Below are 12,372 nucleotides of genomic sequence, written 5' to 3'. Positions count from 1 at the left end.
GCACCGCCTGCGAGCAGGTCGAACACCTCATGATCGAGGTCCTCACCGGGCTGGGCCTACGCGCCCTCGCCGAGTCCATCCCGGGGGTTTCGGCGGTCTCGGTCGCGGCGATCCTCGCCGAAACCGGGGACCTGACCCGCTTCGATTCCGCACGCGCGGTGGTCAAACACGCCGGACTGTGCCCGCGGGAGAACTCCTCCGGCAACTACCGCGGCACCACCCGCATCAGCGGGCGTGGCCGGCCCTTGTTGCGGGTCGCCGCCTGGCGGGCGGCATTCGCCGCGCTCACCCACAACGAGGTCTACGCCGCCCGCTACCGCCACCTGACCAGCCGAGACACCAACCAGCTCAACCCCAACCAGGCCCGGGTCGCGATCGCTGCCGCCCTATTGCGGCAACTGTTCGTCGTCATCACCACCAACACTGCCTGGAACCCCGACATCGCTGCCGGCCGTACCCGACCCGCCGAAAGGACCGCCGCCTGACCCCTAAACCCTCCGGCCGGGACAAGCTCGCTGCACCTTGGGCACCCAAGCCCGACCCTGAGCCTGAGCAGTCCCCACCCCCGGCGCGAACCAAGCTCGAATGAAGGCTGTTGGGTAGCAACCCGTTTGAACGCTAGGTAGAGCCCGCGCCAGGCACGACCCCGGCCAACCCGAACCCCCCACCACGCACCCATCCCGACACGCCAACCGGCCGCCGGGCCGAACACCCACGCCCACACCCACCACAGGACCCTGTTGACACAAACCCTCATAGGCTGCTCAGGGAGCAGAGGGAGTGGGCTGGCGAATCAGAACAGAGCCTCCCGATCACGCCGCCGAGGTCACCCGGTAGACGTCGTAGACGCCTTCGACGTTGCGCACCACGTTGAGCACGTGCCCGAGGTGCTTCGGGTCGCCCATCTCGAACGTGAACTTGCTGATGGCCACCCGGTCCCGGCTCGTCGTCACCGACGCGGACAGGATGTTGACGCGTTCGTCGGCGAGCACCTTGGTCACGTCCGACAGCAGCCGGTGCCGGTCGAGCGCCTCCACCTGGATCGCCACCAGGAACACCGATTCCGGCGACGGGGCCCAGGACACGTCGAGAATTCGTTCCTCTTGCTGCCGAAGCGATTCGGCGTTGGTGCAGTCGGTGCGGTGCACGCTGATCCCGCCGCCGCGGGTGACGAAACCGAGGATGTCGTCGCCGGGCACCGGGGTGCAGCACTTGGCGAGTTTGATCACGACGTTGTCGATGCCGTCGACCATGACGCCCGCGTCGCCGCCCTGACGTGCCCGGGTCGGCATCGTCGACGGCGTCGACCGCTCGGCGATCGCCTCTTCGGCGTCCTCGATGCCACCCAGTGAGGCGACCAGCCGGTTGACGACATGCCGTGCGGAGACATGGTTCTCACCGACCGCGGTATAGAGCGCGGTGACGTCGGTGTAGCGCAACTCGCGGGCGATCGCCGACATCGATTCCGCGCTGAGGAGCCGCTGGAGCGGGAGCCCGCCGCGGCGGACCTCCTTGGCGATCGCGTCCTTGCCGGCCTCGAGGGCCTCCTCGCGTCGCTCCTTGGCGAACCACTGCCGGATCTTGGCCTTGGCGCGCGGCGAGACCACGAACGTCTGCCAGTCCTTCGACGGACCCGCGGTCGGCGCCTTGGAGGTGAACACCTCCACCACCTCGCCGTTCTCGAGCGTGCGCTCGAGCGCGACCAGCCGACCGTTGACGCGCGCGCCGATACAGCGGTGCCCGACCTCGGTGTGGACCGCGTAGGCGAAGTCGACCGGGGTCGACCCGGCGGGCAGCGTGATGACGTCGCCCTTCGGGGTGAACACGAAGATCTCGCGCACGGCGAGGTCGTAGCGCAGCGACTCCAGGAACTCGCCCGGGTCCGCGGCCTCCCGCTGCCAGTCGAGCAGCTGGCGCATCCAGGCCATGTCGTCGATCTCGGCGGTGTCGGACTTCTTGCCCGACTTGCGGTAGCCGTTCTCCTTGTAGCGCCAGTGCGCGGCGATCCCGAACTCGGCCGTGCGGTGCATCTCGTGCGTGCGGATCTGCACCTCGAGCGGTTTGCCCTCGGGTCCGATCACGGTGGTGTGCAGCGACATGTAGACGCCGAACCGCGGCTGGGCGATGTAGTCCTTGAAGCGCCCGGCCATGGGTTGCCACAGCGAGTGCACGACACCGACGGCGGCGTAGCAGTCGCGGTCCTCCTCGCAGAGGATGCGCATCCCGACGAGGTCGTGGATGTCGTCGAAGTCGCGGCCCTTGACGATCATCTTCTGATAGATCGACCAGTAGTGCTTGGGCCGCCCCTCCACGGTGGCGTTGATACGCGCCCCGGCCAGCGCGTTGTTGATGTCGGCGCGCACCCGCGCGAGATATGTGTCGCGGGACGGAGCGCGGTCGGCGACCAGCCGCACGATCTCCTCGTAGCGCTTGGGATGCAGGATCGCGAACGACAAGTCCTCGAGTTCCCATTTGACCGTCGCCATGCCGAGTCGATGAGCAAGTGGCGCAATGACTTCCAGGGTCTCGCGAGCCTTGCGCGCCTGCTTCTCCGGCGGCAGGAAGCGCATCGTGCGCATGTTGTGCAACCGGTCGGCGACCTTGATGACGAGAACGCGCGGATCGCGCGCCATCGCGATGATCATCTTGCGGATGGTCTCGGCCTCCGCGGCGCTGCCGAGGGCGACCTTGTCGAGCTTGGTCACGCCGTCGACGAGGTGTGCGACCTCGGGTCCGAAGTCCTTCTCCAGCGCCTGCAGGGAGTAGCCGGTGTCCTCGACCGTGTCGTGCAGCAGCGCCGCGATGAGTGTGGTGGTGTCCATGCCCAGATCGGCGAGGATCGTGGCGACCGCCAGCGGATGGGTGATGTAGGGATCGCCGGACTTGCGCTTCTGGCCGCTGTGCCGTTCGTCGGCGACGTCGTAGGCGCGCTGCAGCAACGCCACGTCGGCCTTCGGGTAGATCTCGCGGTGCAGGGTGACCAGCGGTTCGAGGACCGGCCGGACCTGGCTGCGGGTCGCGGTCATGCGGCGCGCGAGGCGGGCGCGCACCCGGCGTGAGGCCGACGCACCCGGCTGGATGGAGCCGACCGCGGCCGGTGCGTTCGGCCGGTCGACGGTCTCGGCCGACGTCGCGCCGGCGTCCGGGGTGCCCGCGGGATTCACGCCACGCTGCGCCGTGTCGGATTCATCGGGCATCAGCGGTCCTCCTCACGGTTGTCTGTCGGCATACGGTGACCCGTCCGGCCTGCCGGGCGGGCTCAGCCGATTCTAGTCGCGCCCGCCCATGACCGGGTCGACGCCGTCAGTCCAGCGCGACCGCATGAACGGGAACGTCCGGTCCGAGGCCGCGGGCGATCGTGTCCCGGCCGCCGAGACCCGCGAGTTCCATGATCACCGCGACCCCGACGACGTGCGCACCCGCACGGTGGAGCAGTTCGGCTGCGGCGACCGCCGTCCCGCCGGTGGCGAGCACATCGTCGACGAGCAGGACACGCCGGCCGGTGAGGTCGAGGCCGTCGGCCGGGATCTCGAGCGTGGCCTGTCCGTATTCGAGGCTGTAGTCGATGGCGAGGACCGGCGGCGGCAGCTTGCCGCCCTTGCGGACCGCCAGCACCCCGACCTGGAGCTCACGCGCGACCGCGCCGCCCAGCAGGAACCCGCGGGCGTCGATGCCGGCCACGAGGTCAATCGACGAACAGCCATGGGTCAGCGCGGTGACGATCGTCGACAGCCCTTCCGGGTCCGCGAGGACCGGTGTCAGGTCCTTGAAAGCGATTCCGGGAGCCGGGAAGTCGTCGACGAGGCGAGCGTGTTCGGCGATCGCCGCCTGCGCTCGCGAGACCGCCTCCGCCGTACGGTCGGGCACGACACCACCCATCGCTTCACTCCCCTGCTCAGCCACGGATCGTCCACCGATCCATGTTCCATCCGGTGCCGTCGCGGCCGAGACCGGCCACCACGTTGCCCACCCGATCCTTCCACTGCCGTATCCGCGGCGCCGCGAAGAGGGGCACCGACGGCATCGTCGCCCAGGTCGCGTTCTCGATGGACCGGGCCAGACGGAGTCGGTCGGGCGCCGAGACGGTCGTCGCGAGCTGATCCACTCCCCGACTCACCATCGGCTCCCGGATGCCGGACAGGTTCAACGGGTCTCCGCCGCGCAACGCGTAGGCGTCCCGGCTCGGGTCGGCGGCACCGGCCGCGGCGAATGACGCGCCCCCGGCGACGATGAGTGCGTCGACGTCGCGGCCGAGCGCGTCGGGTCGCAGCTCGGGTGAGGACGCGTCCTCGACGACGATCCCGGCGGCGCGGCACGACGCCGCGATCGCCGCGGTCATCTGCTGCCACCGTGGAGTCGGTGCGACGTAGCCGATGCGTACCGTCCGCGGTCGCAGCGCGACCTCCGAACCGGCCGCCTCGCCGCCGGCCGGGTCCTGTACCGCGCCCTGCCCGGTGGCCGCCCGGACGAGTCCGCGCGCTCGTTCGATGTCCGGCCGCTGATAGGCCTGGCCGAATTCGGTGTTCATCTGTGCGGCCAGATTGTCTGCCGGGGAGAGCACCCGGAGATTCCAGACCTGCGCGCCGGCGCCGAAGTCGCGCGCGAGGTCGGCTCGCGGGACGCACGAGGCGAACGCCCGGCGCATCCGGACATCGCCGAACAAGCCGCGGCCGGCCAGGACGAGTTCCTCGACGCCCAGCGCGCGCGCCGGCGAGGACGGCCCGGCGGCCCCCGCCGAACCGGCGATGTCACCGTCGACGAGGCCGGCCGTCACGTCGACGACGTCGAACCGCCCGTCGGGGAGCCGGCGGGTCGCGTCGGTCCCGCGCCCCCAGACGACGATGCGCGAGGTCTCCGGCTTGTCGCCCCACCACTTGTCGTTGGGCACCAGGACGAGTCCGCCGGAGCGCGAGTACCGGTCGATGCGATACGGACCCGACGCCGGATAGTGCGCGTGATCGACCGGTCCGAACGTCAGATCGAAGCCGGTGTTCCATGCGTCCGCGATGCGTCCGACGGCGGCCCGGTCCATCGCCCGGATCGGGTCGATGACGTCGGAGAGGCCCGCCACGCGGGCCACCACATGCGCCGGCATCATCGCCCCGGCGCCGAAGAGCGAGAGCCAGTTCCGGTACTCCCGTCCGGGCGCGAAGGTGACAGTCGCGCTCTTGTCGCCGGCCGCGCAGTCGACTGCGTCGATGTCGCGATACCCGGCGGTGGTCGCCGGGGTGAAGCCGGGCAACCGGCCGCTCATCGCCGCCCAGGCGAGCACGAGGTCGTCGCAGTCGAGCGCCACCCCGTCGGAGAAGGTCGCCCCGGGGTTGAAGTCATACCGCAGGGTCGGCACGCGGCCGGGCACCTGGGTGACCGTGCCGACGTCGCGATCCGGGATGACCTGGCCGGCGGGGCCCAGCAGACTGAAGCCGGGCAGCAGCCGGGTGGTCGCCATGAGGACGCCATCGGCGTTGCCGCCCACCGTGTTCGCGTTGTAGGTCGTGATCCGCGCGTCGACCACGTAGTCGATCGTCGGCGGCGCGTCGTCGCCGCAGGCCGTCACCAGCCCGGCGACCGTGACGAGCCCGACGAGGAGGCTCAGGACCCTGACGAACTCCCGGCGTCCAACGCTCACGTCGCAGAGACTAGCGGTTGCGACGGCGTTTGCCGGTCGGGACCGCGCGGTCCGCGTCGTCGGTGTCGACTGCTGCCCCGGCGGACGCCCCTCGGCGCGTCCGGACCGGCCGCGGCTCGTCGGACGGGAGCCCGGCGCGACGCCGGAGGACCTTCTCGGTGTGCCGGCCGATGTCGGGGCGACGTTCCTTCAGTGTCGCCAGGAGCGGCGCGGCGAGGAAGACCGACGAGAACGTACCGACGAGGACACCGACGAGCTGAATTAGCCCGAGATCCTTGAGCGTTCCGACGCCGAGCAGCCAGACCGCGATGACCATCAACGCGATGATCGGCAGCACCGAGATGACGGTGGTGTTGATCGATCGCATGAGGGTCTGGTTCACACCCAGGTTGGCCTGTTCGGCGTAGGTGCGCCGGGTGGTCTGGAGCACCGAGCGGGTGTTCTCGGAGATCTTGTCGAACACGACCACCGTGTCGTAGATCGAGAAGCCGAGGATGGTGAGCAGGCCGATGACGGTCGCCGGGGTGACCTCCCACCCGACGAGCGAGTAGATACCGGCGGTCACGATCAGGTCGAAGAACAGCGACCCCATCGCCGCGATGGACATCTCCCGGTCGAATCGCACCGCGATGTAGACGAAGACGATGACCAGGAACACGGCCAGCGCGATCAGCATGCGCTCGGTTATCTCGCTGCCCCACGTCGAGCTCACATCCGAGATGCTCACCTCGGCGGGCGCGAGTTCGGGACCGAATTCGTCGGCGAGCGCGCGCGTCACCGACTCCGCCTGGGCGAGATCGAGGGTCTCGGTGCGCACCTGGACCGTCTGGCTGCCACCGGCTCCCGCGGTCTGTACCGATTCGGGCGCCTCGCCGAGGGTCGCGGTGACAACTTCTTCGACGGACTCCGCGGTGATATCGGAGGAGACGACCGGTACCGACATCTGGGTGCCGCCCTCGAAGTCGATCCCGAGGGTGAAGCCGCGGATTCCGATCGAGGCCAGGCAGATGAGCAGGATCGCCGCGGTGACGCCGTACCACATGCGGCGGCGCCCGACGATCTCGAAGGCACCGGTACCGGTGTAGAGCCGGGACAGGAACGAGCGGTTGCGATCGGCGACGAAGTCGGCGTCCGCGCCGGGCTGCGCCTTGTCGGCGTCGAGGACGGCCGAGTCGCCGGTTGCCTTGTTGTCCGGCCCGGTCATCGCACGGTCCCCTTCTCCCGAGTGGCGTCAGTGGTGTCGTCGGCGTCCGTCGGCGACGCAGACGTGCCGGCGGTGGCCGCACCCGCTTGCCGGTGCGCGGCGACGCGACGCTGGCGGGCGACCTCGCTGATCGCCCCGAGTCCGTTGACGCTCGGCTTCGACAGGAACGTCGAACGGCTCGCATAGACGACCAGCGGGTGGGTGACCAGGAACACGACCATGACGTCGAGGATCGTGGTGAGACCCAGTGTGAACGCGAAGCCGCGGACCTCACCGATCGCCAGGATGTAGATGACCGCGGCGGCGATGAAGCTCACCGCATTGCCGGACCAGATCGTGCGGCGCGCGCTCGCCCAACCGCGGGGCACCGCGGACCGGAAGCTGCGCCCCTCGCGCATCTCGTCCTTGATTCGTTCGAAGTAGACGACGAACGAGTCGGCGGTCATACCGATACCGATGATCAGACCCGCGATGCCGGCGAGGTCGAGGGTGAACCCGATCCAGCGACCGAGCAGCACGATGATGCCGTACACCATGGCCCCGGCGAGGACGAGCGACAGCACCGTCAGGATGCCGAGCATGCGGTAGTAGGCCAGGGCGTAGATGAACACCGCGACCAGGCCCACCAGTCCGGCGATCAGACCGGCCTGCAGCGACGCGAGACCCAGTGTCGCCGAGATCGTCTCGGCGTCGGAGGCGGTGAACGACAACGGCAGCGAGCCGTACTTCAGCACGTTGGCGAGTTCGTTCGACGACGACTCGGTGAACGGACTGGCGCTACCGCCGCTGATCCGGGTCTGACCGCCCGGGATGGGCTCGTTGATCGCCGGCGCCGAGACGACGCGCGAGTCGAGCGTGAAGGCGGTCTGGGTCCGGTTGGGCGCCTGCTCGGCGGTGTACCTGGGCCAGAAGCTGGCGGCCTCACCCTCGAATTCGAGGGTCACCACCCATTCGCCGGTCTGCGGATCGGTACCGGCGTTCGCGTTCTTGATGTCGCGACCGTCGATGATCTCCGGGCCGAGGAGGTAGACCTCCGAGCCGTCCGTCGAGCAGGCCACGAGGTACTGATCGGGGCGGTCGTTGCCCAGCAGCGGGTCGTTGGCCGTCGGCGAGCAGTCCATCTTCGCCATCTGCTGCTGGAGTGCCTCGAGCTGCTGCGGGGTCGCGTTCCCCGGCGCCTGACGGAGCTTGCGCTGCTCGTCGATGGCGGCTGCCGCGGCCTCGGTGGGCAGGGCGTCGGCCTGATCGTCGGCACTCTCGGGCTTCGGCGGTTGCGGAGTCGCCATGGCCGGCTGCCCGACGACCGGTCGGACGTACAGGCGCGCCGTCTGGCCGAGTGACTTGGCCTGCGCGCCGTCCTGGCCGGGGACCGTGATGATCAGGTTGTCACCGCTGACGACGACCTCGGAACCGGAGACGCCGAGCCCGTTCACGCGCTGCTCGATGATCTGCTTGGCCTGATCGAGCTGCTCTCGGGTCGCCGCCTGACCGTCCTCGGTCCGCGCGGTCAGCGTGACGCGCGTACCGCCCTGGAGGTCGATACCGAGCTTCGGTTCGATGGTCTGGGGTCCGGTGAAGAAGATCAGTCCGTAGACGACCGCGAGCAGGCCGATGAAGGCCACGAGCGGACGCCACGGCGGGATCTCTCGAGCCGGTCGCGACCGCTTCCCTGCAGTCCGGCCCTTCCCCGAAGTCCGAGAGGGAGTTGTCACAGCTGTTCAGGTCTCCTTGAGAGCGTCAACCGGCCGACGAGCAGCCCGACCGGCATGACCCATCGTCCACTCCTGGCCGGGACACGCCGGAAACGCGTCGGAGGCGGTGCAGACGGATGGGCGCGCCGCGTCGTGGATCGACGCGGCGCGGATGCGGCTTACTTGTCGTTGTCGCGCGCGTCGTCGGTGGCGGGCTTGTCCAGGCTGACCGAGTCGGCGTCGTTGTAGTCGTCGGACTCGATCTCCGGGGCGACGTGGCCGGCGTAGGTGGCCGCGGCCTCATCCGTCGGGACGACGCGCATGACGGCCAGCCGGTTCCAGCGGGTGACCACGCCGGTGGCGATCTCGACATCGACGACGTCGGGCGAGCTCGCGTCGATCACGGTGCCGAAGAGACCCGAGGTCAGCTGGACGCGGGTACCGGTGGACACCGAGTTCTGCATCTCCTGCATCTCGGCCACACGCTTCTTCTGCTTCCGCATCGACAAGAACATGAAGCCGGCCAGCAGGGCGAGCAGAAGCGGGAAGAGCAGAGCGTCCATGAGTGCGAGTCAGTCCTTTGGGTATCAGTGGGTACGGCGTGAGCGAGCGGCCTGTCCGGACAAATCCGGGCAGCATCAGCTCAGCTGTGCTCCACACAGTGTGCCACGTCTTGCGCGGAGCTCATCCCCGCAGGTGGTGCCGGTGTCCTCGACGGTCGTCGAAGATCCGGCTAGAGGTCGTCGAACAGCGTGTCGGCCGCCACGTCACGGGGACGCACCCCGAAGGTGGCGTTCATCGCACCGGCGGGCGGGGTGAGTCCGAGATGATGCCAGGCGGCGGCAGTGGCCACCCGCCCGCGCGGCGTCCGCGCGATCATGCCCGCGCGCACCAAGAACGGCTCGCAGACCTCCTCCACGGTCGCCGGTTCCTCGCCGACGGCCACGGCCAGCGTGGACACCCCGACCGGCCCCCCGCCGAAGGCGCGGATCAGGGCGTCGAGGACGGCTCGGTCCAGACGGTCGAAGCCGAGTTCGTCGACGTCGTAGACCGCGAGCGCCGCGCGGGCGACGTCCACGGTGATCGACCCGTCTCCCCTTACCTCGGCGTAGTCGCGGACCCGGCGGAGCAGCCGGTTCGCGATGCGGGGCGTGCCCCGCGACCGGCGCGCGATCTCGCCCGAGGCGTCGCCGCGGAGTTCCATGCCCAGAATCCCGGCCGAGCGGTGCAGCACCCGGACGAGTTCGTCGGGCTCGTAGAACTCCATGTGCGCGGTGAACCCGAACCGGTCGCGCAGCGGGCCGGTCAGCGACCCCGACCGTGTTGTCGCCCCGACCAGCGTGAACGGCGCGACGTCGAGCGGAATCGAAGTCGCTCCCGGGCCCTTGCCGACCACGACGTCGACGCGGAAGTCCTCCATCGCGAGGTACAGCATCTCCTCGGCCGGGCGCGCGATGCGATGGATCTCGTCGATGAACAGCACGTCGCCCTCGACGAGGTTCGACAGCATGGCCGCGAGGTCGCCGGCGCGCTCGAGTGCCGGACCAGAGGTCACCCGGATGGCGGCGCCCATCTCCGAGGCGATGATCATGGCCAGCGACGTCTTGCCGAGCCCGGGCGGTCCCGACAGCAGGATGTGGTCGGGGGTGCCACCGCGGCCCTTGGCCCCGTGCAGGACCAGTTCGAGCTGTTCGCAGACCCGCGGCTGGCCGATGAAATCAGCGAGTGACCGGGGACGGAGACCGGCGTCGAGGTCGCCGTCGGAGCGCACCGGCATCGCGCTCACGTCCCGGTCGTCGACGTCGTCCGGATCGCCGCCCATCTACGACGCCTTGCCGAGCAGTGACAGCGAGTGACGCAGCGCGGTGGACGCATCGGCGTCGGGATTCTCGGCCAGTACCGCCGTGACCGCCTTCTCCGCCGGACCGGCGGTGAACCCGAGCCCGACGAGCGCCTCGGCGACCTGCTCGCGAATACCGCCGACGACGGTCACACCGGTCGACGCCTCGCCCGTGGGCCGGTCCACCTTGTCCCGCAGTTCGACGCACAGCCGTTCGGCCACGCGTTTGCCGATGCCGGGTACCGAGGTCAGTGACTTGGTGTCCGATTCGGCGAGCGCGCGTCGCAACGCATCCGGCTCGAGGACTGCGAGGGTCGCCATCGCGAGTCGCGGGCCGACGCCGGTGACCGTCTGCAGCAGCGCGAACAGCGCACGGGCGTCGGGTTCGGTGAAGCCGTAGAGCGTCATGGAGTCCTCGCGGACGATCATCGAGGTCAGCAGCGTCGCCTCGTCGCCGCGGCGCAGCCGGGACAGCGTCGCGGGCGTCGCCAGCACGCGGTATCCCACTCCCCCGCAGTCGATCACGGCGTGGTCGAGCGCGATCTCGAGCACCGGTCCGCGGACTGACGCGATCATGCGCGACTCCCTTCTCGTGCCTGGGCCACCCGCGCGCGGTGCCGCGCCGCGGCCGCGTCGGCCTGCTTCTGTGCGGCTGCCATCCGCTCCATCATGGGTCCGCGCCAGCAGTGACAGATCGCCAGCGCGAGCGCATCTGCGGCGTCGGCGGGACGCGGCTTTGTCTGCATGCCGAGAATCCGGGTGACCATCGCGGTGACCTGGGATTTGTCGGCTCGTCCGCTGCCGGTCACCGCCGCCTTCACCTCCGACGGGGTGTGGAAGCGCACCGGGACGTCGCGCTGGGACGCCGCGAGCGCGATGACGCCGCCGGCCTGCGCGGTCCCCATCGCCGTGGACACCTGGTTCTGCGCGAAGACCCGTTCGATGGCCACCACGTCGGGCTGGTGCACATCGAGCCAGTGACACGCCGAGGTGTAGATCGCGAGCAGTCGCTCGGCGAGTTCCATGTCGCTCGGGGTGCGCACGACGTCCACGTCGAGTGCGGTCACCGTCCGCCCCCGACCCGACTCGACCAGCGCGATACCGCACCGGGTCAGACCCGGATCGACGCCCATGACGCGCACTCGTACCCTCCCAGGCATGGTGATCTGCGAACAGTTGTTCGAGATCTTATCGGGGAGGACGGACAAGTCCGGTGATCAACACACCGGAGAGGAGGCGGCTGTCAGTCGTTCTCGAGTTCGGCGAGGACCTCGTCGCTGATGTCGACGTTGCTGTAGACGTTCTGGACGTCGTCGGAGTCCTCGAGGGCGTCGATCAGCTTGAACACCTTGCGTGCGCCGTCGGCGTCCACCGCGACCTCGACCGACGCGCGGAAGCTGGCCTCGGCGGAGTCGTAGTCGATCCCGGCCTCCTGCAGCGCGCTGCGGACGGCGATGAGATCGCTTGGCTCGCTGACGATCTCGAAGGACTCGCCGAGATCGGTGACCTCTTCGGCGCCCGCGTCGAGCACGGCCATCAGGACGTCGTCCTCGGTCTGTCCGTTCTTCTCCAGCGTCACCACGCCCTTGCGGGTGAACAGGTAGGAGACCGAACCCGGGTCGGCCATGTTGCCGCCGTTGCGCGTCATCGCGGTCCGGACCTCGCCGGCCGCACGGTTGCGGTTGTCGGTGAGGCATTCGATGAGCACGGCGACGCCGTTGGGCCCGTAGCCCTCGTACATGATGGTCTGCCAGTCCGCGCCGCCGGCCTCTTCACCACCGCCGCGCTTGCGTGCGCGTTCGATGTTGTCGTTGGGGACCGAGGACTTCTTCGCCTTCTGGATCGCGTCGAACAGTGTGGGGTTACCCGCCGGGTCACCGCCGCCGGTCCGCGCCGCCACCTCGATGTTCTTGATGAGCTTGGCGAACATCTTGCCGCGCTTGGCGTCGATGGCCGCCTTCTTGTGCTTGGTGGTGGCCCATTTGGAGTGGCCGCTCATGTCCGTCGA

Annotated in this window: 11 protein-coding genes; 1 reads left to right on the top strand and 10 read right to left on the bottom strand. The window is 69.4% G+C overall.

All coding sequences use genetic code 11. From position 1 onward, the window contains the following. Positions 1–485 (top strand): transposase (locus tag JW364_RS19065; RefSeq protein ID WP_205334530.1); only part of this gene is annotated, 485 nt, incomplete at its 5' end. Positions 486–812: 327 nt separating this feature from the next. Here the strand turns inward: JW364_RS19065 and JW364_RS19060 are convergent. The 10 genes from JW364_RS19060 to JW364_RS19015 form a co-directional block, all read right to left on the bottom strand. Beyond that, positions 813–3,197 carry a bifunctional (p)ppGpp synthetase/guanosine-3',5'-bis(diphosphate) 3'-pyrophosphohydrolase gene (locus JW364_RS19060; RefSeq protein ID WP_205334110.1) on the bottom strand — a complete coding sequence of 795 codons (2,385 nt, stop codon included), beginning with the start codon at positions 3,195–3,197 and terminating at the stop codon, positions 813–815. Between the two features lie 106 nt (positions 3,198–3,303). Next, positions 3,304–3,879, bottom strand: coding sequence for an adenine phosphoribosyltransferase (locus JW364_RS19055; protein ID WP_159371898.1), 576 nt, complete (start codon positions 3,877–3,879; stop codon positions 3,304–3,306). Between the two features lie 16 nt (positions 3,880–3,895). Continuing rightward, positions 3,896–5,629 (bottom strand): ABC transporter substrate-binding protein, encoded by a 1,734-nt coding sequence (locus JW364_RS19050; protein ID WP_205334111.1) that lies wholly within the window; start codon positions 5,627–5,629, stop codon positions 3,896–3,898. A gap of 10 nt (positions 5,630–5,639) precedes the next feature. Beyond that, complete coding sequence (gene secF / locus JW364_RS19045) at positions 5,640–6,833, bottom strand: protein translocase subunit SecF (protein ID WP_137808773.1); 1,194 nt, start codon at positions 6,831–6,833, stop codon at positions 5,640–5,642. Beyond that, complete coding sequence (gene secD / locus JW364_RS19040; RefSeq protein ID WP_307814811.1) at positions 6,830–8,455, bottom strand: protein translocase subunit SecD; 1,626 nt, start codon at positions 8,453–8,455, stop codon at positions 6,830–6,832. Before secD ends, secF begins: the two co-directional genes overlap by 4 nt. 248 nt (positions 8,456–8,703) lie before the next feature. Next, the gene (yajC, locus tag JW364_RS19035; protein ID WP_205334113.1) at positions 8,704–9,087 is read right to left on the bottom strand and encodes a preprotein translocase subunit YajC; all 384 of its coding nucleotides are present in this window, start codon (positions 9,085–9,087) and stop codon (positions 8,704–8,706) included. 170 nt (positions 9,088–9,257) lie between these two features. After that, on the bottom strand, positions 9,258–10,346 hold the full coding sequence (ruvB, locus tag JW364_RS19030) for a Holliday junction branch migration DNA helicase RuvB (protein ID WP_058250271.1): 1,089 nt from the start codon (positions 10,344–10,346) through the stop codon (positions 9,258–9,260). Continuing rightward, positions 10,347–10,940, bottom strand: a complete 594-nt coding sequence (gene ruvA, locus JW364_RS19025; RefSeq protein WP_065632105.1) for a Holliday junction branch migration protein RuvA — start codon at positions 10,938–10,940, stop codon at positions 10,347–10,349. After that, on the bottom strand, positions 10,937–11,506 hold the full coding sequence (ruvC, locus tag JW364_RS19020) for a crossover junction endodeoxyribonuclease RuvC (RefSeq protein WP_058250269.1): 570 nt from the start codon (positions 11,504–11,506) through the stop codon (positions 10,937–10,939). The genes ruvA and ruvC overlap by 4 nt, the downstream gene beginning before the upstream one ends. Before the next feature lie 101 nt (positions 11,507–11,607). After that, positions 11,608–12,363 (bottom strand): YebC/PmpR family DNA-binding transcriptional regulator, encoded by a 756-nt coding sequence (locus JW364_RS19015; protein ID WP_058250268.1) that lies wholly within the window; start codon positions 12,361–12,363, stop codon positions 11,608–11,610. Between the last annotated feature and the right edge of the window lie 9 nt (positions 12,364–12,372).

Source organism: Gordonia sp. BP-119 (genome assembly GCF_016924115.1).
GTDB classification, from domain to species: Bacteria; Actinomycetota; Actinomycetes; order Mycobacteriales; family Mycobacteriaceae; genus Gordonia; species Gordonia hongkongensis.
This window is presented reverse-complemented; position numbering and strand designations above follow the sequence as displayed.

What these genes read in the sequence shown, in the direction of transcription:
- JW364_RS19060 (WP_205334110.1), bottom strand. Translation starts at nt 3,197, where the DNA reads ATGCCCGATGAATCCGACACGGCGCAGCGTGGCGTGAATCCCGCGGGC.
- JW364_RS19055 (WP_159371898.1), bottom strand. Translation starts at nt 3,879, where the DNA reads ATGGGTGGTGTCGTGCCCGACCGTACGGCGGAGGCGGTCTCGCGAGCG.
- secF (WP_137808773.1), bottom strand. Translation starts at nt 6,833, where the DNA reads ATGACCGGGCCGGACAACAAGGCAACCGGCGACTCGGCCGTCCTCGAC.
- yajC (WP_205334113.1), bottom strand. Translation starts at nt 9,087, where the DNA reads ATGGACGCTCTGCTCTTCCCGCTTCTGCTCGCCCTGCTGGCCGGCTTC.
- ruvB (WP_058250271.1), bottom strand. Translation starts at nt 10,346, where the DNA reads ATGGGCGGCGATCCGGACGACGTCGACGACCGGGACGTGAGCGCGATG.
- ruvA (WP_065632105.1), bottom strand. Translation starts at nt 10,940, where the DNA reads ATGATCGCGTCAGTCCGCGGACCGGTGCTCGAGATCGCGCTCGACCAC.
- JW364_RS19015 (WP_058250268.1), bottom strand. Translation starts at nt 12,363, where the DNA reads ATGAGCGGCCACTCCAAATGGGCCACCACCAAGCACAAGAAGGCGGCC.